Source organism: Blastococcus sp. SYSU DS0539 (assembly GCF_054050855.1).
Genome location: NZ_JBJHAF010000006.1, coordinates 204,650 through 226,680 on the forward strand (window position 1 = coordinate 204,650; position 22,031 = coordinate 226,680).

Sequence of the window (22,031 nt, forward strand, 5' to 3'; positions counted from 1 at the left end):
TGCCCACTCGCGCCCGAGGGGCGGGCGCGCTGATGAGCACGAGGCTTCCGCGGGTGGTGGTCGCCGCGCCCAGCAGCAACGCCGGGAAGACCTCGATCGCCACCGGGCTGATCGCCGCCCTGACCGCGCGCGGGCTGACGGTGTCCCCGCACAAGGTCGGCCCCGACTACATCGACCCCGGCTACCACGGCCTCGCCGCCGGCCGCCCCGGACGCAATCTCGATCCGTGGCTCGTCGGCGAGGAGCGGATCGCCCCGCTGTTCCTGCGCGGCGCACTGCACCCGCGGCCGGCCGACGTCGCCGTCGTGGAGGGCGTGATGGGCCTGTTCGACGGCGCCGCGCATCCGTCGGTCGAGCCGGGGTACGCGTCCACCGCGCACGTGGCCCGGTTGCTGCGCGCACCGGTGGTCCTGGTCGTCGACGCCGCCGCCCAGGCGCACAGTGTCGCGGCGCTGGTGCACGGGTTCGCGACCTTCGACCCCTCGGTGCGGCTCGGCGGCGTGGTGCTCAACCGCGTGGGCACCGACCGGCACGAGACGATCCTCCGGGAGGCGCTGGGCGCGGCCGGGGTGCCGGTGCTCGGCGCGGTCCGCCGGGACGACCGGCTGCACACCCCCTCGCGCCACCTCGGCCTCGTCCCCGCCGCCGAGCGGTCGGCCGCGGCGGTCGACACGGTGCGCCGGCTCGGCGAGGTCGTGGCCGACGGCGTGGACCTGGCCGCCGTCCTGGCGCTGGCCCGCTCGGCTCCCCCGCTGGACGCCCGCCCCTGGGATCCCGCGGCCGAGGTCACGGCCACGGCGGGCCGCCCCCGGATCGCGGTCGCCGGCGGGCCCGCGTTCACCTTCGGCTACGCGGAGAACGCCGAGCTGCTCACGGCCGCCGGCGCCGAGGTGGTGGCCGTCGACCCGCTGCGGGACGAGGTGCTGCCTCCCGGCACCGCCGGGCTGGTCGTCGGCGGCGGGTTCCCGGAGGTGCACGCCGCCGATCTCTCGGCCAACGCGGGGCTGCGGGCCGACGTCGCCGCGCTGGCCGCCAGGGGCGCACCGGTGGCCGCGGAGTGCGCCGGGTTGCTCTACCTCGCCCGGGAGCTCGACGGCGTCCCCATGTGCGGGGTCCTCGACGTGGCGACGGCGATGGGCGCCCGGCTGACGCTGGGATACCGCGCCGCGGTCGCGGCCGTCGACTCGGTGCTGGCCCCGGCCGGCACCCGGGTGCGCGGGCACGAGTTCCACCGCACGACCGCCGATCCCGGCGCGGGACCGGATCCGGCCTGGCACTGGGCGCCCACCGGGGCGGAGGGCTTCGTCCGGGGCGGCGTGCACGCCTCCTACCTGCACCTGAACTGGGCCGGCGCCCCCGCGCTGGCCGGACGCCTCGTCACCGCCTGCGCCGCGGCCGACCGATCGGAGCACGCCCGTGCACATCGCTGAGGGGTTCCTCCCGGCCGGGCACGCCCTCGGCTGGACGCTCGCCGCCGCGCCGTTCGTGGTGCACGGCGCCCGCGCCGTCGCCGCCGAGGTGCGGGAGAAGCCGGAGACGACGCTGCTGCTCGGCGCGGCCGGGGCGTTCACGTTCGTGCTCAGCGCGATCAAGCTGCCGTCGATCACCGGGAGCTCCAGCCACCCCACCGGCACGGGAGCGGGGGCGATCCTGTTCCGGCCGCCGGTGATGGCCCTGCTCGGGACCATCGTGCTGCTGTTCCAGGCGCTGCTGCTGGCGCACGGCGGGCTGACCACCCTGGGGGCGAACGCCTTCGCCTTCGCCGTCGCCGGGCCGTGGGCCGGCTACGGCGCCTACCGGCTGGCCCGGCGGCTCGGCGGGGGGCTGCTCCCGGGCGTGTTCGCCGGGATGGCGGTCGCCGACCTCACCACCTACGTCACGACGTCGGTGCAGCTGGCGCTGGCTTTCCCCGACGCCTCGAGCGGCCTGCTCGGCGCCCTGGTCAAGTTCCTGGGGGTCTTCGCGGTCACCCAGGTGCCGCTGGCGATCGCGGAGGGGCTGCTCGGCGTGCTGCTCTTCCGCGTCCTCGCCGTCAACGCCCGCCCGGAGCTGGAACGCCTCGGCGTCCTGCCCCCGGCGCCGACGGCACCAGCCACCGGGAGCCCGGCGTGAACCGCCGCCGGCTGGTGCCCGTGGTCCTGGTGCTGGCCGTGATCGCGCTGGTCGCCGTGCCGCTGCTGCTCGACGGCGGCACCGCCGAGTACGGCGGCACCGACGCCGCCGTCACCGCGGAGCTGGCGGCCGGCGGGTACACGCCCTGGTTCGAGTCGCTGTTCAGCCCCGCCGGCGAGGTGGAGTCCGGGCTGTTCGCGCTCCAGGCCGCGCTGGGCGGTGGCGCGCTGGGCTACGTCCTCGGCCGGTTGCGCGGGCGGCACCTGGCGCGCGCGGCCGAGGTGCCGCCCCCGGGAGAGGCCCCGCGGTGACCGGCCTCGCCGTCGACGACGCGGCGTGGGCCAGCGCCTGGCGCAGCCGCGCCCCCGGCGACAAGCTCCTGCTCTGCGCCGGCCTGCTCCTGTGCGCGCTCGCCCTCCCGCCGTGGCCCGGCGCCGTCCTGGTGGGGGCGACCGCGGTGGCGGCGGCGCTCGGGCCGGCGAAGGTACCCGCGCGCACCTTCGGCCGGGCGATCCGGTGGCCGATGACGTTCATCGTGGTCGGCTCGGTGACCGCCGTCGTCACCCTGGACGGCGGCGGACTGGGCTGGGCCCCCGACGCGGCGGATCGGGCGGCTGCGCTGGCGGGGCGGGCGGTCGCCGCCAGCGCGGCGGTGCTCCTGCTGGCCACCACCACCCCGATGTCGGACCTGCTGCCGCTGCTGCGCCGGCTGCGCGTGCCGCCCGCCGTGGTGGAGATCGCCTCGGTCACCTACCGGTTGCTGTTCGTGCTGCTCGACAGCCTCGGCACCGTGCGCGAGGCCCAGGCCGCCCGGATGGGCTGGTCGACGCCGCGCCGCTCGTACCGCTCGGCCGGGATGCTGGCCGCCGCCGTCCTGACCCGGTCGTGGGACCGCGCCCGCCGGATGCAGGAAGGCCTGGCCGGCCGCGGGATGGAGGACGGGCTGCGGGTGCTGCCGGACGCGCGTCCGTCGTCGCGGCCCTTCCTGGCGCTGGGCCTCGCGCTGCCCGTCGCGATCGCGGCGGTCACCCTGGTGGCCCGGTGAGCCACCGCACCCTGGCCGCCTCGGGTCTGGTCGCCGGCTACCCCGGCGCCGCCCCGGTGCTCGACGGCGCGGCGGTGACCGTCCCACCGGGCCTGCGACTGGCGCTGCTGGGCGCCAACGGCTCGGGCAAGACCACGCTGCTGCGCTGCCTGTCCGGAGCGCTCCGGCCGGCCGCCGGCACCGTCACCGTCGATGGCGAGCCGCTGGCGCACACCCGGCGCGGCCTGCGGCTCCACCGGCAGGTGGTCCAGCTGGTGCTGCAGGACCCCGACGACCAGCTGTTCAGCGCCTCGGTCGGCCAGGACGTCTCCTTCGGCCCGCTGAACCTGGGCCTGGCCGAGGACGCCGTCCGGACGCGCGTGGCCGAGGCGCTGGAGCTGCTGGGCGTCGACCACCTGGCCGCCCGGCCGACGCACCAGCTCTCCTACGGCGAGCGGAAGCGGGTGGCGATCGCCGGCGCGGTCGCGATGCGACCGTGCGTCCTGCTGCTCGACGAGCCGACCGCCGGGCTCGACCCGACCGCGGTGGCCGCCACCCTCGCGGCGCTGACCCGCCTGCAGGAGCACCACTCGACCGTGGTGATGAGCACCCACGACGTCGACCTCGCGCTGCGCTGGGCCGACGAGATCGCGGTCGTCGTCGACCGCACCGTCGTCCAGGGCGCCCCCGGTGCGGTCCTCGCCGACGGCGACCTGCTCGGCCGGGCCCGGCTGTCCCGCCCGTGGGCCCTGCGGATCGGCGCGCGGCTGCGCGACCTCGGGCTGCTCCCCGACGGCCCGCTCCCCCGGGACGCCGCCGGGCTGCTCGCCGCGCTCCCCGACCGGCCGGGGGTGCCGACGTGAGGACGGTCGGCGTCGGGCTGACGTCGGGGGTGAGCGCCGCCGAGGTGCTGGCCGCGGTGGACGCCGTCCTCCCGCCGGTCCCCGGTCCGGTGCGGCTGGCCACCGTGGACACCCGGGCGGCCGAGCCGGGCCTGGTGGCGGCCGCCGCCCAGCGCGGCTGGGCGCTCACCGGCCACCCGGCGGCGGACCTGGCCGCGGTGCGGGTGCCGTCCCCGTCGGCAGCCGTCGCGGACCGCGTCGGCACGCCCTCGGTGGCCGAGGCGGCCGCCCTGCTCCGGGGAGGCGTCCTCGTCGTCGGCAAGACGGTGCACGGCCGGGTGACGGTCGCCGTCGCCCGCCCGGCGACGGCGACGCGCTGCCCCGTCCCGACCCCGACCACCGAGGAGGAACCGTGACCACCGATCGCGCCGGCGAGGTGCTGCACCCGGTGGGGCTCCGGCTGGCGGGCCGCCGGGTGGTCGTCGTGGGCGGCGGCGCGGCGGCGCACCGCGGCGTCGCCGGCCTCCTGGCAGCGGGCGCGCTGGTCACCGTCGTCGCCCCCGCGGTCACCCCGGCCCTGGCGTCGCTGGCAGCCACCGGCGCGGTCAACTGGCAGCGGCGGCCCCGGACCGACGGCGACCTCGACGGCGCGTGGTTCGCCCTGGCCGCAACCGGCGATCCCGCGGTGGACGCGGCGGTCGCGGCGGAGGCGGAGCGGGCCCGCGTCTTCTGCACCCGGGCGGACGACCCGGCGTTGGCCAGCGCGGCGCTGCCGCTCGGCGACGGGACGCCACCCGTCCGCTCGCCCGGCCCGGACGGCGGCGCCGGGAGCGTGGTGCTCGTGGGAGGCGGCCCGGGCGACCCCGGGCTGATCACGGTGCGCGGCCGGCAGGCGCTCGCGGAGGCCGACGTCGTGCTGGTCGACCACCTGGCCCCCCGGTCGCTGCTCAGCTCTCTCGCCCCGGGCGCCGAGGTGATCGACGCGTCCAAGCTCCCGCGCGGCCGGTTCATGGCGCAGGAACGGATCAACGCGCTGCTGGTGGAGCACGCGCAGGCCGGCAAGCGGGTGGTGCGGCTCAAGGGCGGCGACCCGTTCGTCTTCGGCCGGGGCATGGAGGAGCTGCAGGCGTGCACGGCCGCCGGCGTGCCGGTCGAGGTCGTCCCCGGCATCACCAGCGCCGTCGCGGTGCCCGCCCTCGCCGGCATCCCGGTCACCCACCGCGGCCTGACCCACGAGTTCGTCGTGGTCTCCGGCCACCTGCCGCCGGGCCACCCGCAGTCGCTGGTCGACTGGCCGGCGCTGGGCCGGCTGCGCGGCACCCTCGTGGTGCTCATGGGCGTGGAGACCGCCCCCGCCATCGCCGCGGCGCTCGTCGAGCACGGCAGGTCCCCGGAGACCCCGGTCGCGGTGGTGGCCGACGGCTCCACCGCCACCCAGCGGTCGTTGCGGACGACGCTCGCCGAGCTGCCCGTGGCGCTGGCCGCCGCCGGCATCCGGCCCCCCGCCGTCTGGGTGGTCGGCGACGTCGTCTCGCTGTCCACGGGGCGGGAGCGGCTGGAGCCGGCCACCGTGATCCCCGCCGCATCCGACGCGATCACGGCGGAAACTGCGGCATGTCGGTAACCGCATGTGAGCATTCGTATGGACTGCCGTGAAAGTTCCGGACGAAGTCGTCCGGGCGGATGGTGGGAGCCGGGTTCGGCACCTAGCGTGAGCTCGTCCGGACGGACCCGTCCGTCGCTCAACCGGTGACAGCCGCCCGGACGCCGCCGAACCACCCGCCGGCACCAGCCGGCACCAGGACCGGGGACCCATCGCAGTCCCGGGGTGAAGCGACCGACGGCCCTCCGGGGGCGCCGGACGCCGGGCGTCTTCCCGCCCGAACCCGTCAGCTAACCCGGTAGGCGGCCGTGGAAGAAAGGAAGACCCGCCGCACATGGCGAGTTCGCTCAGCCCTGCCCACCGCCGGATCACCGGCCGTCGGGCCCTGCTGGCCCTCGTGGCCGCCGGCGGCGTCGCACTGACGCCCCTCCCCGCGTTCGCCACCCCCGAGCGGCCGGCCACCTCCCAGGACGCCGCGCAGCTGATCGCCGAGCGCGCGCACGACCTGGAGGTGCTCACCGAGCGGTTCAACGAGACCCGGGAGCAGCTCAAGGCGACCCAGCAGGCGGCCGACCGCGCGGCCGAGGAGCTCGCCGCCGCGCAGGACGCGCTGGCGGAGGCCCAGGACCGGGTCCGCACCGTGGCGCGCAGCGCCTACACCGGCGACGGGCTCGGCACGCTCGAGGCCATGCTCACCAGCGAGTCGGCCGGCGACCTCGTCGACCGGGTCGGCCTGCTCGACACGATCGCCGAGCACAACAACGGCGTGCTCGGCCAGGCGCGCCGGGCCGGCGAGGACGCCGACCGGGCGCAGGCCTCGGCCGAGCAGGCGGCGAAGGACGCCCAGGCCCACGTCGACCGGGTGACCGCCGAGCGGGCGCGCCTGGACCAGCAGATCGCCGACTACCAGGCCCAGTACGAGCGCCTCACCGAGGAGGAGCAGCGGGCCTCGCGCGCCGCCGCGGAGCGGCACGCCGCCGAGGAGGCCGCCGCGCATGAGGCGGCGGCCCAGGAGCCGGCGGACGCGCAGCAGGCGCCGGCCGCGGCGGCCCCCGCCCCGGCCGCGCCGCGCGCCTCGGCCCCCGCCGCCGCTGCTCCTGCTCCGGCTCCCGCCCCGGCTCCGGCCGCCGCGGCGCCGGCACCCCCGGCGCCGGTGGCCGGCGGGAGCGGTGCGGCCCAGACCGCGGTGAACACGGCCCTGGCCCAGGTGGGCGACCCCTACGTGTGGGCCGCCGCCGGACCGAACGCCTTCGACTGCTCCGGCCTGGTCCAGTACGCCTACGCCGCGGCCGGCATCTCCGTGCCGCACTCGAGCCGGATGCAGTCGACCATGGGCACCCCGGTGTCCCGGTCGGCCCTGCAGCCCGGGGACCTGGTGTTCTTCTACAGCCCGGTCAGCCACGTCGGCATCTACATCGGGAACGGGCAGATGGTGCACGCCGCGACGTCCGGCGTCCCGGTGAAGGTGGCCTCGGTCGACTCGATGGGCGGCTACAACAGCGCCCGGCGGATCGCGGGCTAGTTCTCCCCGGCGCGCGGGGCGGGTGACCGCCCCGCGCGCCGCCGCCTGCCCGGGGGCTCCCCGGCCGGGCGTGCGACCATCGCGTTCCGTGCGGGTCGGGACACGGGGAGAGCTTCCCCGCGAGGTCAGGGTCCTGGCGGTCATCGCCTTCGTCGTGGCGCTGGGCTTCGGCATCGTCGCGCCGGCCATCCCGCTCTTCGCCCGCTCCTTCGGCGTCGGGACCACGGCGGTCGGGCTGGCGGTGAGCGCCTTCGCGTTCTTCCGGTTCGTCTCCGCCTTCAGCGGCGGCACGCTGGTCGAGCGGTTCGGCGAGCGGCTGGTGCTCGCCGCCGGTCTGGTCATCGTCGCCGTCTCCACCGGTGCGGCGGGGCTGGCCGGCTCCTTCCCGCTGTTCCTCGGGCTGCGCGCGGCCGGCGGCGTCGGCAGCGCCATGTTCACCGTGGCCGCCCTCTCCCTGCTGCTGCGCGTCGCCCCGCCGTCGCACCGGGGCCGGGCGGCCGCCACCTGGCAGGGCGGCTTCATCCTGGGCGGCATCGCCGGGCCCGCGGCCGGCGGGCTGCTGGCCGAGCTCTCGCCCCGGCTGCCGTTCTTCCTCTACGCCGGGTTCCTGCTCGTGGCCGGCGGCGTCGGCGTGCTCATGCTGCGCTCGGCCGAGCCGGACCCGGCGGCCCCCGAGGCGGGGGACGTCGCCTCCCCCGACCTCGCCGCCGGGCCGATGCCCCTGAGCACGGCGCTGCGCTCGCGGGTGTACCTCGCCGCGCTCGTGGCGAACTTCGGCGTCGGCTGGGTGCTGTTCGGCGTCCGCAACTCGCTGGTGCCGCTGTACGTCACCGAGGAGCTCGGCCGGACCGTCGCCTGGGCGGGCGCCGGCCTGCTGGTCGGGTCGGTGGCCCAGGCGCTGGGCCTGCTGCGGTCCGGCCGGCTGGTGGACGGCTGGGGACGGCGGCCGTCGCTGGTCGTCGGCGCCGCACTGGCCACCGCCGCCATGGCGGTGCTCGTCCTGCCGCCGGTGATCTGGGCCTTCCTGCTCTCGATGGCGGTCTTCGGGCTGGCCGCCTCGCTGCTGGCCAGCGCCCCGGCCGCGCTCGTCGGCGACATGAGCGCCGGGCGGGGTGGGCGGGTCGTGGCGGTGTTCCAGATGTCGGCCGACCTGGGGGCGATCGCCGGCCCGTTGGTGGCCGGCTGGCTCACCGACGTGGCCTCCTTCCAGGTGGCGTTCGGGGTGAGCACCGCCGTCCTCGCGGCCGGCCTGGTCGGGGGCCTGGTCATGCCGCGCGAGGCGCCCCGCCCCGCCGCGGTCGCGGCGTCGCCGGGCTGACCGGCCCGGGCAGAAACATCGGCTGCCTCCGTGTGGGGGCGGCCGAGCCGGGGAAGGGGCAGACCCGAGCGCGCAGGCGTGCTCGCAGACCGGAGCCGACGTCGGCGCTCGCGCAGCCGGACGGACCACGCCGCGAGGGGGCACGCATGGACACCGCCGCGATGCGGGCCAGTTTCGCGAAGGCCGCGGCGACGGGCGACGAGGCCCCGCTGTACTTCTACTCGCACCTGTTCCTGAGCCACCCCGAGACGCGGGCGATGTTCCCCGTCTCCATGGCCCACCAGCGGGACCGGTTCTTCCACGCCCTCGGCGAGGTCGTCTCGAACGTCGACGACCTCGAGGGCCTGGTGCCCATCCTCAAGCAGCTCGGCTACGACCACCGCAAGTTCGGCACGCTCCCGGCGCACTACCCGGCGGTCATGCCGAGCCTGCTGGCGACGCTCGAGCACTTCGACGACGAGTGGGACGAGCACCGCGCCCGCACCTGGACCGAGGCCTACGAGCTCGTCGCCTCGGTGATGATCCAGGGCGCCGAGGAGTCCGCCGACCACCCCGCGACCTGGCGGGCCGAGGTCGTGCACCACGAGCGGCGCGCCGTCGACGTAGCCGTGCTGCGGGTGCGCCCCGAGGCGCCGGTGGACTACCTGGCCGGGCAGTCGCTCTCGCTGGAGATCGACCGGCGTCCCCGGCTCTGGCGCTACTACTCCCCCGCCAACGCGCCGCGGGACGACGGCACGCTCGACCTGCACGTCAAGGCCCGCCCCGGCGGCCCGGTGAGCACCGCGCTGGTGCGCAGCACCGAGGTGGGCGACCTGATGAACCTCGGCCCCCCGCTCGGTGACCTGACGCTCGGCGACGGCTCCGACCGCGACCTGCTCCTGGTGGCCGGCGGCATGGGTCTCGCCCCGCTGGAGGCCCTCGTCGACCAGGTGCACCGCCACGGGCCCGCCCGCCGGGTCGACCTCTTCGTCGGCGCCCGCACCGAGGCCGAGCTCTACGACCGCGCCGCGCTGGAGGCCCTGCAGCAGACCTGCCCGTGGCTCAGCGTCACGTACGCGGTGTCGGACGACGAGGTGTCGGGCCTGGAGCGGGGCGACGTCGGGGACGTGGTGCTCCGGCACGGTCCGTGGTCGAGCCGCGAGGCGTACGTGGCCGGTCCCGCGCCCATGGTGGAGCAGACCGTCGCCGGACTGCTCGAGCACGGCGTGCCGCGGGAGCGCGTGCGCAGCGAGATCTTCGCCCCCAGTCGACCGGGGCCCAGTGCCGAGGGGAAGGTGACCGAATGACCACCACCGATGCGTCCGGGACCGGAGGGCACGACCGACGGCTCACACCGGCGCAGATCCGCAGCACGCGGTTCCCCTCCGGCACCATGCTGCACCCCGGCTACGACCAGGCCTCGGTCGACCACTTCCAGCAGGTGGTGGCCGCGGAGCTGAGCACGCTGACCGCGGAGGTGGAGACGCTGGCCGGCGAGCGCGCCCGCCTGCGGGAGCAGGTCGCCGTGCTCGAGCAGCGGCTGGACGGCGCCCCGGTGCCGCAGCCACCGAGCGAGCAGGCGGTGAAGATCCTGGCCAGCGCCCAGCAGACGGCCGACGAGTACGTCGCCGAGGCCGAGGACTTCAGCCGGCAGATGACCACCGAGGCCCGCGACCAGTACGAGGAGCAGCTGCGGCTGGCGCGGGAGAACGCCGGGGCCATCATGCAGGCCGCCCAGGAGGCCGCCGCCCGGCTCACCGGCGGGAAGGCGCTGGACGACGACGCCGCCCCCGGCTCCCGGACCGCCGCGGAGCTCGAGGAGCAGGTCGCCTTCCTCAAGGCCTTCGCGCAGGCCTGCCGCGCCCAGCTGCGGGCCTACCTGGAGGCGCTGCTCACCGACGTCGAGACCGAGTGGGGGCGGGTCGACCCGGCGCTGGCGCCCCAGGCGCTCGCGGCCCCTCCGCAGCCGGGGCGGCGACCGGGCGGCACCCCGGCACCGCAGACGTCGTTCCACGGCAACAGCGCCGCCGGCCCCGGCCAGGACGACGAGGACGACGTGGACCGGGCGGCCCCCGCGGCGGCGCACACGTCCGGCGGCTGACCGGGCACCACCGCGGTCCGCGTCGGGCCTGCTGAGCCGCCCGGTCGACGGCGGACGGGCCCGGTCGACGGCGGGCGGGCCCGCGGGCGCGGAGCCCGTCCCGCGGACCCGGCGCGATAGGTTCTCCCCGGCCCGTCCACCGACCGCCAGGAGGCCACCCGCGATGTCCGACGTGCTCCTCGTCCTGCTGATCGTCGTGCTGGTGGCCCTGGCCGTCCTCGCCGCGGTCATCCTCGTGCTGCGCCGGCGGAACCTCGCCCGGGCCGCCGGCCCCCGCCCCCGGGTGGACCCGCTGGCCGACGAGCCCGATGTCTACGACCCGCACAGGATCGGCGTCGGCGACGTCATCACCTACGCCGGGATCGACCACGTCGTCCGGGGGACGATCGTGCTCGAGGAGGGCGGCATGACCTGGCGCGAGCACCTCCTCGACGGCTCCACCGGCCGCCGCTGGCTCACCGTGGAGGACGACGAGGGCGACCTGGAGATGACCCTCTGGATGCGCCGCGAGGGCACCAACCTGACCCCGGACGGCGACGTGATCCTCGACGACCGGGTGCACCGGCAGATCGAGCGGGGCCGGGCCGCCTACACCGCCGAGGGCACCACCGGCACGCCGGCCACCGGGACCGTCGACTACGCCGACTACGCCACCGCGGACAAGACCGGCCTGCTGGCGTTCGAGCGCTGGGCGCCGACCCAGTCGTGGGAGGTCTCCACCGGCCGCGCCGTCAGCCGCGGCGAGCTGACCGTCTACCACCGGACGCCCGAGGCATGAGCCTGCACCAGCTCGCCGTCGAGCCGCGGGACGTCTCCGCCGCCGCGCTGGGCCTGCTGCTCGACGGGCCCGCCCCGGAGACGCTGGCGCAGCTGCGGCTGCCGGGGCCCGACGGCGGTTCGCTCACCCTCGGGGTCCTCGGGGCGTCGCACGTGGTCACCGCCGCGGCAGGCGGCCGGCGGCTCACCGAGGAGGTCTCGTGCGACGCCGTCGGCGCCGGCGGCCGCCCGCTCCCCCGCGTCATGCGGTCGGGTGGCTACCGGCTCACCTCGGCGGTCACCGCCACCGACCGGAGCGAGCTCGACGCCACCGCCGACCGGCTGCGGGCGCTCGCCGGTGCCGACCCGGCCTGGCTCTGCGGTGCCTTCCCGGGCTCGGCCGGGGCGCTGACCGCCATGACCGCGCAACCCCTTGCGGGCGGCGGCTGGGCCTGGCAGACCTGGCACCTGTACCCCGCCGGCACCAGCGGTGAGGTCGTCACGACCCGGAGCAGGTGGACGCCGTGAGGACGATGCCCCGCGTGCTGGCGCTGCTCCTGACCGCCGTCCTGCTGGCCGGCTGCGGCAGCGGCACCCGCGTCCGCGACTTCCTGCGCGACACCTACGAGCAGCAGAGCTCGACCGGTGACACCGCCGTCTACTCGTCCCCCGAGCCGGTCGGGACGACCACCGCGGCGATCGCGGACGCCGTCCGCCCCGCCGAACGGCAGGCCGACGGCGGCAACGAGTACCTGCGCTACGACGACGACATCGTGATCGTGAGCGCGGCGGCCGGCGGCAGCACGGTGCGCGTGGAGGATCTCGACGGCCGGTTCCGCGGCGGCTTCTTCGCCTTCCTCGGGCCCGGGTTCCGGCCCGGCTCGCCGGTCGGTGGCGGCGGCAGCGGCGGCCCCGGCGACGCCAAGTGACCGGCCCCCGCACGCACCCGACCTCAGGAGGAACCCCGACGTGAGCACCACCTGGCAGTCCCTGGAGTTCGGCACGGTCGAGGGCGGCGCCCTGGTCGACGGCGTGCTGGCGACGCTGCTGTGGTTCGTCATCGGCGTCGGGGTGCTGGCGCTGGGCTTCCTCGCGCTGGACCTGCTCACGCCCGGGAACCTGCGCACCCAGGTCTACACCGACCACAACCCGAACGCCGCGATCCTCCTGGCCGCCAACCACCTGGCCCTCGGGATCATCGTGGTCACCGCGATCATGACCAGCGCCGACAGCCTCGGCCAGGGCCTGGTGGACACCGCCGTCTACGGCCTGGTCGGCGTCGTGCTGCAGGCCGTGGCGCTGCGGCTGCTGGACGCGGTGATCCCGGAGAACCTGCGCGACCTGGTCAACGAGCCGCGGATGCGCGGCTCGGCGTGGGCGGTCGCGACCAGCCTCGTCGCCATCGGCGCGGTCAACGCCGCCGCCCTGTCCTGACGCCGTGGCCGCGTCCGCGCCGGAGGTGGCACCGGCACCGGCAGCCGGCCGGGGCGCGGTCCGCTCCCGGCCGCTGCTGCTGGCCGCGGTCGCCGTCTGCGCCGCCTGCGGGCTGATCTACGAGCTGGTCCTGCTCACCCTGTCGGCCAGCCTGGTCGGCGGCGGCATCACCCAGACGTCGCTGATCGTCGCGGGGTTCGTCGCCGCGCTCGGCGCCGGCGCCCTGCTCGTCAAGCCGTTCCTGCCGTACGCCGCGACGGCGTTCGTCGCGGTGGAGATCCTGCTCGGCGTCGCGGGTGGGCTCAGCGCCGTCACGCTGTACGTGTCGTTCTCCTTCTACGGCATCAGCAACGCCGTGCTGCTCGGCGCGACCGCGGTGCTCGGCGTCCTCGTGGGCGCCGAGGTGCCGCTGCTGATGACGCTGCTGCAGACCGGCCGGAGCGGCATCGACGCCGAGGGCTCGGGCAAGGTGCTGGCCGACCTGAACGCCGCCGACTACGCCGGGGCGCTCCTCGGCGGCCTGGTGTGGCCGTTCCTGCTGCTGCCGGTGGCGGGGCAGGTGCGCGGCGCGGCGATCACCGGCCTGGTCAACCTGCTGGCCGCCGCGGTGGTCTCGGGGCTCCTGCTGCGGCGGCAGATGAGCGTCCGCGCCCGGCGATCGGCCACCGCCGCGCTGCTGGTGGCCGCCGCCGGGCTGGGCTTCCTGCTGCTGCGGGCGCAGGACATCGAGACGACGGCGCGGCAGCGGCTCTACGACGACCCCGTGGTGGCCGCCGGGCGCTCGGACTACCAGGAGGTCGTGCTCACCGAGCGCTCCGGGGACCTCCGGCTGTACCTCGACGGCGACCTGCAGTTCTCCAGCCGCGACGAGCACCGCTACACCGAGTCGCTGGTGCACCCGGTGCTGTCCCGCGATCCGCGCCGGGTGCTGATCCTCGGCGGCGGCGACGGGCTGGCCGCCCGCGAGGTGCTGCGCCACCCCTCGGTCGAGGAGATCGTGCAGGTGGAGCTCGACCCCGCCGTCATCGAGCTGGCCCGCACCCGGCTGGCCGCGCTCAACGACCGGGCGCTGGACGATCCCCGGGTGGAGGTCGTCCTGGACGACGCCTTCCGCTGGCTGCGCTCCCCGGCCGCCACCGGATTCGACGCGGTGGTCGTGGACATGCCCGACCCGGACACCCCGGTGCTGGGCCGGCTGTACTCCACCGAGTTCTACGGCCTGGTCTCCGCCGCGCTCGCCCCCGAGGGGCTGGTCGTAGTGCAGGCCGGCAGCCCCTACTCCACGCCCGCGGCGTTCTGGCGGACGGTCTCCACGCTCGACGCCACCGGGCTGGCCGCGGCGCCGTACCACGTGCACGTGCCGAGCTTCGGCGACTGGGGGTTCGCGCTGGCCCAGCGCGGTCCGCAGCCACCGGACCTCGCCCTCTCCCCCGCCGTCCCGCCCACCCGGTTCCTGGACGCCGACGTGCTGGCCGCCGCCGCGGTGTTCCCCGCCGACCGCCCCCGGCAGCGGCTGGCCCCCTCCACGCTGGACCGGCCGCTGATCGTGCAGGACATGCGGGCGGGCTACACCGGCTGAGGCCGCCGCCCGTCCGGCACCCCGGCCGGCACGACGCCGTCGGCCGCGGGTGTCAGCGCGCCGAGCGACGCCGCCACCCGGTGCAGCCGGTCGCCCCACGCGGTGGCCACCCAGCCGCCGGGCAGCGGCAGCCGGACGGCGTCCTCCCCCGTGCGCACCCCGCCGGGGGTGTCCGCTCCGGGCGACGGGGCGCCCAGGTGGACGGTGGAGGCGTAACCGCGCGGCGCGAACGCCGGCCCCCAGGCCGGTCCCCCCGGCCCGAGGCCCACCGTGGTGTGCAGGACCGGGCTGCCCTCGCGGGTGATCCGCGTGGTCCCGGTCCAGCGGCCCGGCTCCTCCGCCCAGCGGCCGAGGGCCACCAGCTCGGTCGCGGTGAGGCCGGCGCCGGCCGCGAGCTCGGCGATCACCTCGGACACGTGGTGCGCCCGCGCCGTCGCCACCGTCGGCTCCGGCCGCAGGTCCAGGACGCCGTCGACCGTGGCCAGCACCCGCTGCACGGACGGTCCGGGGTCGCCGCGGCCGGGCAGCGCCACGGCGGCGGCGACCGACCGCACCACCAGCGTGGCGCCGTCCTCGACCACGAGCCGGATCGTCGCGTCGTCCCCGCCGAGCGGGCCGAACGCCGTCGCCACCAGGTGCACGGTGGCCGGTCCGGTCCGCCGGACGGCGAGCTGGCCGCTCGCCCGCACCACCGGCAGCTCGGTGCGCCCGTCCCGGCCGCGCCGGGCGACGACCTCGACCGACGTCCTCACGCCTGCGGCAGCGCGGCCCGCGCGCGCACCTGCTGCCGCACCCAGTCGGCCACCGCGGCGGCGGTGGGGTCCTCGCGCAGGGAGATCAGCAGGGTCGGCTTCTCCCCCCGCACGACGGCGGAGTCCCGGCGCATGACGTCGAGGTTGGCGCCGACCAGCGGGGCCAGGTCGGTCTTGTTGACCACGAGCAGGTCCGAGGCGGTCACCCCGGGCCCGCCCTTGCGCGGCACCTTGTCCCCGCCGGCGACGTCGACCACGAAGATCTGCACGTCCACCAGCCCGTAGCTGAAGCTGGCGGTCAGGTTGTCCCCGCCGGACTCGACCAGGACCAGCTCCAGCCCGGGGTGCCGGGCCTCGAGCAGCTCGACGGCGTCGAGGTTGGCGGTGATGTCGTCGCGGATCGCGGTGTGCGGGCAGCAGCCGGTCTGCACCGCCTCGATCCGGTCGTCGGGCAGCACGGCGTTGCGGCGCAGGAAGTCGGCGTCCTCGGTCGTGTAGATGTCGTTGGTGACGACGGCGAGGTCGTACTCGGCGCCCAGCGTGCGGCACAGCGCCGCGGCCAGGGCGGTCTTGCCCGAACCGACCGGGCCGCCGAGCCCCACCCGCAGCGGGCCGCCGTGCCGGTGGCCGGGCTCGACGGTGTCGACGTAGTCGTCCAGGTTGTGGTCAGGCGGCATGGGTGCTCCCGAGGGGTGTCATGAGGCGAAGAACCGGTCCGTGCGTGCGAGGTGCACCTCGGCGAGGAGGTCCAGCAGGGGGTCCGCGGCGGCCGGCAGCCCGCCGGCCGAGTCGTCGGCCACCGCGTCGATCAGCGGGGCGAGCCGGGCGGTCACCGCGGCGACGGTGATCGGGTCCATCGCCAGCAGCCGCTGGGCGGCGGTGGCCGGGCCGCTCACGGAGAGGTACGCCGCCGCGTGCGCCGCCTCCCGCGGGCCGAGGCCGCCGGTCGCGGCCGCGACGCCCAGCGCCAGCGGGTGGTGCGGCTGGGCGGGCAGCGCGGCCCAGGCCGGGTGCGGCCAGGCCCGGCCGGCCACCCGGACCAGCCCGCGCCCCTGCTGCCGGGAGGCGGCCCGCAGCGCCGGCGAGGGCGTGCGGGCATCGGCCTCCCGGTCCAGCGAGGCCAGCGCCGCCGGCGGATCGACGTCGTCCACCGCGCGGCAGGCGGCCGCGGCCAGCCCGGCGGCGACCGCCCCGGAGGTCCGCAGCCGGCGTCGCAGGAAGGCCGCCAGCGACGCGGGGTCGGTGAGGAGGCCGGCGGCGATCGCCTGCTCGACCCCGCCCGAGTGGGTGTGGCCACCGGCGGGCAGCCGGGAGTCGGCGAGCGTGAGCAGCGTCGCGAGCATCAGAACAGGAAGTAGCGCTGGGCCATCGGCAGCTCGCGCACCGGCTCGGGTTCCCACACCTCGCCGTCCACCGACACCGTGAAGGTCTCGGGGTCGACCCGGATGTCGGGCAGCGCGGTGTTCTCCGGCATGTCCGCCTTGGTCAGCCGCGCCGTGTCGGTCACCGCGACCAGCCGCCGGTCGACGGCCAGCCGGTCGCCGAGCCCCGCCTCGATCGCCGCGGGGGCGACGAAGTGCACCGACGTCTGCGCCGGGACCTTCCCGTAGGCCCCGAACATCGGGCGCGGCAGCACCGGCTGCGGGGTCGGGATGGAGGCGTTCGCGTCGCCCATCTGCGCCCAGGCGATCATCCCGCCCTTGAGCACCGCGTGCGGCCGGACGCCGAACGTCCTCGGGTCCCAGAGCACCAGGTCGGCCAGCTTGCCCGGCTCCACCGAGCCGACCTCGCCGTCGATGCCGTGCGCCACCGCCGGGCAGATCGTGTACTTCGCGACGTAGCGGCGGGCCCGCCGGTTGTCCGCCGCGCCGTCGCCGGCCAGCGAGCCGCGCCTGGCCTTCATCACGTGCGCCGTCTGCCAGGTCCGCAGCACCACCTCGCCGACGCGGCCCATCGCCTGTGCGTCGGAGCCGATCATCGAGATGGCGCCGAGGTCGTGCAGCAGGTCCTCGGCGGCGATCGTCGTCGGCCGGATCCGGCTCTCGGCGAAGGCGAGGTCCTCGGGCACCGAGCTGTCCAGGTGGTGGCAGACCATGAGCATGTCGAGGTGCTCGTCGAGGGTGTTGACGGTGTGCGGCCGGGTCGGGTTGGTGCTGCTGGGGAGCACGTTGGGGTGCCCGGCGACCGTGATGATGTCCGGCGCGTGCCCGCCCCCGGCGCCCTCGGTGTGGTACGCGTGGATGCTCCGCCCGGCGATCGCCGCGAGGGTGTCCTCGACGAAGCCGGCCTCGTTCAACGTGTCGCTGTGCAGGGCCACGGGGACCCCGTGCTCACCGGCCACGGTCAGCGCCGCGTCGATCGCCGCCGGCGTCGATCCCCAGTCCTCGTGCAGCTTGAACCCGCTGGCGCCGGCCTCGAGCTGCTCGACCAGCGAGGCCCGGGAGACCGTGTTGCCCTTGCCGAGCAGCGCCACGTTGACCGGCAGCGGGTCCATCGCCTCGAGCATCCGGGCCAGGTACCAGTCGCCGGGGGTGATCGTGGTGGCCTTGGACCCCTCGGCCGGCCCGGTACCGCCGCCGATCAGCGTGGTGACGCCGGAGCCGAGCGCCGTCGGCACGATCTGCGGGCAGATGAAGTGCACGTGGCAGTCGATGCCGCCGGCGGTCAGGATCCGGCCGTTGCCGGCCAGCACCTCGGTGCCCGGGCCGATGACCAGGTCGGGGTGGACGCCGTCCATCGTGTCCGGGTTGCCGGCCTTGCCGAGGGCGACGATCCGACCGTCCCGGATGCCGACGTCGGCCTTGACGATCCCCCAGTGGTCGAGGACGACGGCGCCGGTGATGACCAGGTCGGGGGCGCCCTCGGCCCGGGTGGCCCGGCCCTGCCCCATCGACTCGCGGATGACCTTGCCGCCGCCGAACACCGCCTCCTCGCCGGCCCGGCCGGGCCCGCCGCAGCGGTCCTCCTCCACCTCGATCAGCAGGTCGGTGTCGGCCAGCCGGATGCGGTCGCCGGTCGTCGGGCCGTAGAGCTGCGCGTAGCGCTCGCGGGACAGCTGGACCACTAGGAGAGGCCCCCTTCGGCGGTGAGGCCCGGGACGACGCGCGCGCCGCCGAGCGGGACGAGCGTGACGGTGCGGGTCAGGCCGGGCTCGAAGCGGACGGCGGTGCCGGCGGCGATGTCCAGCCGGTGCCCGTGCGCGGCCGCGCGGTCGAACGCCAGCGCCCGGTTGGCCTGCGCGAGGTGGAAGTGCGAGCCCACCTGCACCGGCCGGTCGCCGGTGTTGGTGACCTCCAGCTCGAGGCGCGGCGCCCCGGGCAGGGTCTCGATCGTCCCCTCGGCGGGGATCACCTCGCCGGGGATCACGAGATCGGGTGGTGGACGGTCACGAGCTTCGTCCCGTCCGGGAACGTCGCCTCCACCTGCACCTCCTCGAGCAGCTCGGGGACGCCGTCCATCACGTCGTCGCGGGTGAGGACGGTGCGCCCCGACTGCATGAGCTCGGCGACCAGCCCGCCGTCTCGGGCGCCCTCCAGCACGTGGTCGCTGATGACGGCCGTCGCCTCCGGCAGGTTGAGCCGGAGCCCCCGGGCACGGCGCCGGTGCGCCAGCTGCGCGGCGTAGGACAGGAGCAGGCGTTCCTGCTCGTGCGGGGTCAGGTGCACGCGGGAAGACCTCCGGGACGTCGGGACGGACCGCACGCTAGGCAGCGCATGTGACGGCCTCGTTGCGGGCAGACGGCGGCCCTGTTCCGGCGCTCCCCCGACCGACGCGGACCCGCTCCCCGCGCCGACGCCTGTAACTTGGGATCCTCAGGACACCGACGCCACGCGCCCGGCCCTCCGGTCCCCCCGGGCCCGGCCGGCGCAGCGCCCCGGCCGCGGTGTCCGCGCTCCACCCGGCGCACGCCGTCCCCGCAGGACGGCGGCGCGCGCCCCCGTCCCGCGAGGAGAACCACCCGTGACTGCCGCTCCCACCCCCGGCGACGCGGACCGGACCGCCCGGTCGGCGGTGGCAGAGGCCACCCGGCGGCGCACGTTCGCCGTCATCAGCCACCCGGACGCCGGCAAGTCCACCCTCACCGAGGCGCTCGCGCTGCACGCCCGCGTCATCGGCCAGGCCGGCGCGGTGCACGGCAAGGCCGGCCGCCGGGGCACGGTCTCGGACTGGATGGACATGGAGAAGGCGCGCGGCATCTCCATCACCTCGGCGGCGCTGCAGTTCGAGTACCGCGACGCGGTGATCAACCTGCTCGACACCCCGGGCCACGCCGACTTCTCCGAGGACACCTACCGGGTGCTCACCGCCGTCGACGCCGCCGTGATGCTCGTCGACGCGGCCAAGGGCCTGGAGACGCAGACGATGAAGCTCTTCGCCGTCTGCAAGCACCGGGGCATCCCGATCGTCACCGTCGTCAACAAGTGGGACCGGCCCGGCAAGGACGCCCTCGAGCTGATGGACGAGATCAGCGAGCGGACCGGCCTGACGCCGACACCGCTGACCTGGCCGGTGGGCATCGCCGGCGACTTCCGCGGCGTCCTCGACCGGCGGGACGGCACGTTCCGCCGCTTCACCCGCACCGCGGGCGGCGCGACGATCGCCCCGGAGGAGCTGCTGACCGCGGCCGAGGCCACCGCCCGGGAGGGCGACGTCTGGCGGCAGGCCGAGGAGGAGGCCGAGCTGCTCGAGGCCACCGGCGCCGAGCACGACCAGGAGTCGTTCCTGGGCGGGGTGACCACGCCGGTGCTGTTCGCCTCCGCCGTCTCGAACTTCGGCGTCGGCGCGCTGCTGGACACCCTGGTCGACCTCGCCCCGCCGCCGTCCGGGCGGCCGGACGCCGACGGCGCGGTGCGCGGCCTCGGCGAGCCGTTCAGCGCCTTCGTCTTCAAGGTGCAGTCGGGCATGGACGCCGCCCACCGCGACCGGCTGGCCTACATCCGGATCTGCTCGGGGGTCTTCGAGCGCGGCATGGTCGTGACCCACGGCCGGACCCGGCGGCCGTTCGCCACCAAGTACGCCCAGCAGGTGTTCGGCCGGGAGCGGGAGAGCGTCGACCTCGCCTACCCCGGCGACGTCGTCGGCCTGGTGAACGCCTCCGCGCTCGGCGTCGGCGACAGCCTCTACACCGAGCGGCCGGTGACCTTCCCGCCGCTGACCACGTTCGCGCCGGAGCACTTCGCGGTGGTGCGCAGCCGGGACACCGCCAAGCACAAGCAGTTCCGCAAGGGCATCGAGCAACTGGACTCCGAGGGCGTGGTGCAGGTGCTGCGGTCGGAGCGGCGGGGCGACGGCTCCCCCGTGCTGGCCGTGGTGGGGCCGATGCAGTTCGAGGTCGCCACGCACCGCATGGAGCACGAGTTCAACGCCCCCGTGGCGCTGGACCGGCTGCCCTACAACCTGGCGATGCGCACCGACGAGGCGTCGCTGCCGCGGATCGCGAACTCCGGCGGGGTCGAGGTGGTGCAGCGGCCCAACGGCGAGCTGCTCGCCCTTTTCCCCGACAAGTGGGCGCTGCGCATCCTCCAGCAGCGGCACCCCGACCTGACGCTGGAGCCGCTGGTGGCCGCGCAGCTGGCCTGAGCCGCCGCGGTCACTCCCGGAGGGCCGCGTACACCTCCTCGGCGTGGTCGAAGACGGCGAAGTGCCCCTCGCCGGCGAGCCAGTGCGCGGTGCTGGCGGGCAGCATCGCGCTGAGCACCTGCCCCAGGACGACGGGCACCTGCCAGTCCTGCGTCCCGTGCCAGACGTGCACGTGCTGGCGGATCCCCGACAGCGGGAAGCCCCACGGCCGGAACAGCAGCGCGCGGTCCTCGGCCAGCACGGCGGTCCCGTTCCGCAGCCCCTCGCTGAAGGTCGCGGCCAGGATCCGGCGGACCGCGGGGCGCCCGATCACCCGCCGGTCGGCGGCGTTGAGCCGCAGCTGCAGGTAGCGCGGGATCATCGCCGGGCGCAGCCCGACCGGGGCGAGCACCGGCCGCAGCACCGCGGCGAGCCGCGCCGGCCGGTGCACGGTGTCCCGCAGGCGGCGGGGCACCCACCGCGGCCACGGCCAGGGCACGTCCGGCGGCGGTGCCCCGCCGAGGATGCCGACGGCCCGGACGCGGTCGGCGAAGACGTGCGCGCACGCCAGGGCGTAGGCCGCCCCGCCGGAGAGGCTGATCACCGAGAAGCGGTCGACGCCGAGGTGGTCGAGCAGCTGGCCCACGTCGTCGGGCCAGTCCATCACCCGGCGCCCGGGCTGCGGATCCGAGCGCCCGAACCCCGGGCGGTCGGGGACGATCACCCGCACCCCCCACCGCCGGTAGGCGTCCGGGTCCTCGACGTGCCGCTCCAGCCGCGAGCTCGGTGACCCGTGGCAGCCCAGCACCGGCCAGCCGCCCGGATCGCCGTACTCGGCGTACGCGAGCGTCCGGCCGTCGCGCAGCCGGATGCTGTCCTGCCGGGGGAACGGGTCCTCGACCATGGAGCTCCCCTACCCGTGGTCGGCCGCCTCACCCGGCGGCCGGTTGCTAGCTTGCCCGCATGGCGATCGATCCCCGCGGAGCGGACCTCAAGCGCTACCTCCAGGAAGACCCGGGCGGGCCGGTGGTGATGCTCAACCTGCTGCGCTACGCCGAGGGCGGCCGCGAGCTCTACGCGCAGTACGCCGAGGCGCTGTCGAGCACCTTCCTGCCCCGGTACGGCGGCGAGGTGCTCTACTCCGGCGACGGGTCGACCGCGCTGGTCGCGGAGTCGGGCCAGGCGTGGGACACGGTGCTGCTGGTCCGCTACCCCTCCCGCGAGGCGTTCAGCAAGATGGTCGCCGACCCCGAGTACCAGCAGGTGACCGAGCTGCGCACCCGCGCGCTCACCGAGGCCGTCCTCCAGGCCACCACCGCCTGGTAGCCGGGCGCCCGGCCTCAGGCGTCGAGCAGGGGGGGGGCCGCGGGGGGCGCCCCGCCCGCGGCCCACCCCACCCCCCGCCCCGCCCCCCGCCCCCCCCGCCCGGGGGGGCCCACCTCCCCGCTGG

At 76.5% G+C, this 22,031-nt stretch carries 25 protein-coding genes and 1 riboswitch; of the genes, 18 read left to right on the forward strand and 7 right to left on the reverse strand.

Annotated elements, in window-relative coordinates; translation table 11 throughout:
- Window positions 1–32: 32 nt before the first annotated feature.
- The 16 genes from ACI790_RS10120 to ACI790_RS10195 all read left to right on the forward strand — a co-directional run bounded on the left by ACI790_RS10120 (window position 33) and on the right by ACI790_RS10195 (window position 14,270).
- A complete protein-coding gene (locus tag ACI790_RS10120; RefSeq protein ID WP_456569653.1) occupies window positions 33–1,430 on the forward strand; it encodes a cobyrinate a,c-diamide synthase in 1,398 nt (465 codons plus the stop codon).
- Window positions 1,417–2,112, forward strand: a complete 696-nt coding sequence (locus ACI790_RS10125; protein WP_456569654.1) for an energy-coupling factor ABC transporter permease — start codon at window positions 1,417–1,419, stop codon at window positions 2,110–2,112. The genes ACI790_RS10120 and ACI790_RS10125 overlap by 14 nt, the downstream gene beginning before the upstream one ends.
- Window positions 2,109–2,423 carry an energy-coupling factor ABC transporter substrate-binding protein gene (locus tag ACI790_RS10130; protein ID WP_456569655.1) on the forward strand — a complete coding sequence of 105 codons (315 nt, stop codon included), beginning with the start codon at window positions 2,109–2,111 and terminating at the stop codon, window positions 2,421–2,423. The genes ACI790_RS10125 and ACI790_RS10130 overlap by 4 nt, the downstream gene beginning before the upstream one ends.
- On the forward strand, window positions 2,420–3,157 hold the full coding sequence (gene cbiQ / locus ACI790_RS10135) for a cobalt ECF transporter T component CbiQ (RefSeq protein ID WP_456569656.1): 738 nt from the start codon (window positions 2,420–2,422) through the stop codon (window positions 3,155–3,157). The genes ACI790_RS10130 and cbiQ overlap by 4 nt, the downstream gene beginning before the upstream one ends.
- A complete protein-coding gene (locus tag ACI790_RS10140) occupies window positions 3,154–3,999 on the forward strand; it encodes an energy-coupling factor ABC transporter ATP-binding protein (protein WP_456569657.1) in 846 nt (281 codons plus the stop codon). The genes cbiQ and ACI790_RS10140 overlap by 4 nt, the downstream gene beginning before the upstream one ends.
- Complete coding sequence (locus ACI790_RS10145; protein ID WP_456569658.1) at window positions 3,996–4,394, forward strand: cobalamin biosynthesis protein; 399 nt, start codon at window positions 3,996–3,998, stop codon at window positions 4,392–4,394. The genes ACI790_RS10140 and ACI790_RS10145 overlap by 4 nt, the downstream gene beginning before the upstream one ends.
- Window positions 4,391–5,602 (forward strand): uroporphyrinogen-III C-methyltransferase, encoded by a 1,212-nt coding sequence (cobA, locus tag ACI790_RS10150; RefSeq protein ID WP_456569659.1) that lies wholly within the window; start codon window positions 4,391–4,393, stop codon window positions 5,600–5,602. The genes ACI790_RS10145 and cobA overlap by 4 nt, the downstream gene beginning before the upstream one ends.
- 146 nt (window positions 5,603–5,748) lie before the next feature.
- Window positions 5,749–5,901: riboswitch (cyclic di-AMP (ydaO/yuaA leader) on the forward strand.
- A 14-nt stretch (window positions 5,902–5,915) separates the two neighbouring features.
- Window positions 5,916–7,103 carry an NlpC/P60 family protein gene (locus ACI790_RS10155; RefSeq protein WP_456569660.1) on the forward strand — a complete coding sequence of 396 codons (1,188 nt, stop codon included), beginning with the start codon at window positions 5,916–5,918 and terminating at the stop codon, window positions 7,101–7,103.
- 88 nt (window positions 7,104–7,191) lie between these two features.
- On the forward strand, window positions 7,192–8,421 hold the full coding sequence (locus ACI790_RS10160) for an MFS transporter (RefSeq protein WP_456569661.1): 1,230 nt from the start codon (window positions 7,192–7,194) through the stop codon (window positions 8,419–8,421).
- Between the two features lie 146 nt (window positions 8,422–8,567).
- Window positions 8,568–9,707 (forward strand): globin domain-containing protein, encoded by a 1,140-nt coding sequence (locus tag ACI790_RS10165; RefSeq protein WP_456569662.1) that lies wholly within the window; start codon window positions 8,568–8,570, stop codon window positions 9,705–9,707.
- On the forward strand, window positions 9,704–10,501 hold the full coding sequence (locus ACI790_RS10170; RefSeq protein WP_456569663.1) for a DivIVA domain-containing protein: 798 nt from the start codon (window positions 9,704–9,706) through the stop codon (window positions 10,499–10,501). The genes ACI790_RS10165 and ACI790_RS10170 overlap by 4 nt, the downstream gene beginning before the upstream one ends.
- A 163-nt stretch (window positions 10,502–10,664) precedes the next feature.
- Window positions 10,665–11,279, forward strand: coding sequence for a DUF4178 domain-containing protein (locus tag ACI790_RS10175; RefSeq protein ID WP_456569664.1), 615 nt, complete (start codon window positions 10,665–10,667; stop codon window positions 11,277–11,279).
- Window positions 11,276–11,785 (forward strand): DUF2617 family protein, encoded by a 510-nt coding sequence (locus tag ACI790_RS10180; RefSeq protein WP_456569665.1) that lies wholly within the window; start codon window positions 11,276–11,278, stop codon window positions 11,783–11,785. Before ACI790_RS10175 ends, ACI790_RS10180 begins: the two co-directional genes overlap by 4 nt.
- A 5-nt stretch (window positions 11,786–11,790) precedes the next feature.
- Window positions 11,791–12,186, forward strand: coding sequence for a DUF4247 domain-containing protein (locus tag ACI790_RS10185; RefSeq protein WP_456569678.1), 396 nt, complete (start codon window positions 11,791–11,793; stop codon window positions 12,184–12,186).
- Between the two features lie 40 nt (window positions 12,187–12,226).
- Window positions 12,227–12,691: a DUF350 domain-containing protein gene (locus ACI790_RS10190; RefSeq protein WP_456569666.1), complete on the forward strand. Its 465-nt coding sequence runs from the start codon at window positions 12,227–12,229 to the stop codon at window positions 12,689–12,691.
- Between the two features lie 4 nt (window positions 12,692–12,695).
- Entirely contained in the window at window positions 12,696–14,270 is a 1,575-nt protein-coding gene (locus ACI790_RS10195) for a polyamine aminopropyltransferase (protein ID WP_456569667.1), read from the forward strand.
- Here ACI790_RS10195 and ACI790_RS10200 read toward each other — a convergent pair.
- From ACI790_RS10200 to ACI790_RS10225, 6 genes are read right to left on the reverse strand one after another with little or no spacing between them, the layout of a single operon-like run.
- The gene (locus ACI790_RS10200; protein ID WP_456569668.1) at window positions 14,258–15,022 is read right to left on the reverse strand and encodes an urease accessory protein UreD; all 765 of its coding nucleotides are present in this window, start codon (window positions 15,020–15,022) and stop codon (window positions 14,258–14,260) included. The two genes, ACI790_RS10195 and ACI790_RS10200, sit on opposite strands and share 13 nt — an antisense overlap.
- Window positions 15,019–15,699, reverse strand: a complete 681-nt coding sequence (ureG, locus tag ACI790_RS10205; RefSeq protein WP_456569669.1) for an urease accessory protein UreG — start codon at window positions 15,697–15,699, stop codon at window positions 15,019–15,021. The genes ACI790_RS10200 and ureG overlap by 4 nt, the downstream gene beginning before the upstream one ends.
- Before the next feature lie 18 nt (window positions 15,700–15,717).
- Window positions 15,718–16,365 (reverse strand): urease accessory protein UreF, encoded by a 648-nt coding sequence (locus ACI790_RS10210; protein ID WP_456569670.1) that lies wholly within the window; start codon window positions 16,363–16,365, stop codon window positions 15,718–15,720.
- On the reverse strand, window positions 16,365–18,086 hold the full coding sequence (locus ACI790_RS10215; protein WP_456569671.1) for an urease subunit alpha: 1,722 nt from the start codon (window positions 18,084–18,086) through the stop codon (window positions 16,365–16,367). Before ACI790_RS10215 ends, ACI790_RS10210 begins: the two co-directional genes overlap by 1 nt.
- Window positions 18,086–18,388, reverse strand: coding sequence for an urease subunit beta (locus ACI790_RS10220; RefSeq protein ID WP_456569672.1), 303 nt, complete (start codon window positions 18,386–18,388; stop codon window positions 18,086–18,088). The genes ACI790_RS10215 and ACI790_RS10220 overlap by 1 nt, the downstream gene beginning before the upstream one ends.
- On the reverse strand, window positions 18,385–18,687 hold the full coding sequence (locus tag ACI790_RS10225) for an urease subunit gamma (protein WP_456569673.1): 303 nt from the start codon (window positions 18,685–18,687) through the stop codon (window positions 18,385–18,387). Before ACI790_RS10225 ends, ACI790_RS10220 begins: the two co-directional genes overlap by 4 nt.
- Window positions 18,688–18,982: 295 nt before the next feature.
- Here ACI790_RS10225 and ACI790_RS10230 point away from each other — a divergent pair, with 295 nt between their 5' ends.
- On the forward strand, window positions 18,983–20,602 hold the full coding sequence (locus tag ACI790_RS10230; protein WP_456569674.1) for a peptide chain release factor 3: 1,620 nt from the start codon (window positions 18,983–18,985) through the stop codon (window positions 20,600–20,602).
- Between the two features lie 10 nt (window positions 20,603–20,612).
- On the opposite strand, the gene ACI790_RS10235 is transcribed toward ACI790_RS10230, so the two are convergent.
- Window positions 20,613–21,485, reverse strand: a complete 873-nt coding sequence (locus ACI790_RS10235; RefSeq protein ID WP_456569675.1) for an alpha/beta fold hydrolase — start codon at window positions 21,483–21,485, stop codon at window positions 20,613–20,615.
- A 59-nt stretch (window positions 21,486–21,544) separates the two neighbouring features.
- Here ACI790_RS10235 and ACI790_RS10240 point away from each other — a divergent pair, with 59 nt between their 5' ends.
- Window positions 21,545–21,907 carry a DUF1330 domain-containing protein gene (locus ACI790_RS10240; protein ID WP_456569676.1) on the forward strand — a complete coding sequence of 121 codons (363 nt, stop codon included), beginning with the start codon at window positions 21,545–21,547 and terminating at the stop codon, window positions 21,905–21,907.
- The last annotated feature ends 124 nt before the right edge of the window (window positions 21,908–22,031 follow it).

Bases quoted from the DNA above. Each gene is read 5' to 3' on its own strand.
- ACI790_RS10240 (WP_456569676.1), top strand. From the start codon at position 21,545: ATGGCGATCGATCCCCGCGGAGCGGACCTCAAGCGCTACCTCCAGGAA.
- ACI790_RS10180 (WP_456569665.1), top strand. From the start codon at position 11,276: ATGAGCCTGCACCAGCTCGCCGTCGAGCCGCGGGACGTCTCCGCCGCC.
- ACI790_RS10170 (WP_456569663.1), top strand. From the start codon at position 9,704: ATGACCACCACCGATGCGTCCGGGACCGGAGGGCACGACCGACGGCTC.
- ACI790_RS10235 (WP_456569675.1), bottom strand. From the start codon at position 21,485: ATGGTCGAGGACCCGTTCCCCCGGCAGGACAGCATCCGGCTGCGCGAC.
- ACI790_RS10175 (WP_456569664.1), top strand. From the start codon at position 10,665: ATGTCCGACGTGCTCCTCGTCCTGCTGATCGTCGTGCTGGTGGCCCTG.
- ACI790_RS10210 (WP_456569670.1), bottom strand. From the start codon at position 16,365: ATGCTCGCGACGCTGCTCACGCTCGCCGACTCCCGGCTGCCCGCCGGT.
- ACI790_RS10120 (WP_456569653.1), top strand. From the start codon at position 33: ATGAGCACGAGGCTTCCGCGGGTGGTGGTCGCCGCGCCCAGCAGCAAC.
- ACI790_RS10155 (WP_456569660.1), top strand. From the start codon at position 5,916: ATGGCGAGTTCGCTCAGCCCTGCCCACCGCCGGATCACCGGCCGTCGG.
- ureG (WP_456569669.1), bottom strand. From the start codon at position 15,699: ATGCCGCCTGACCACAACCTGGACGACTACGTCGACACCGTCGAGCCC.
- ACI790_RS10165 (WP_456569662.1), top strand. From the start codon at position 8,568: ATGGACACCGCCGCGATGCGGGCCAGTTTCGCGAAGGCCGCGGCGACG.
- ACI790_RS10185 (WP_456569678.1), top strand. From the start codon at position 11,791: ATGCCCCGCGTGCTGGCGCTGCTCCTGACCGCCGTCCTGCTGGCCGGC.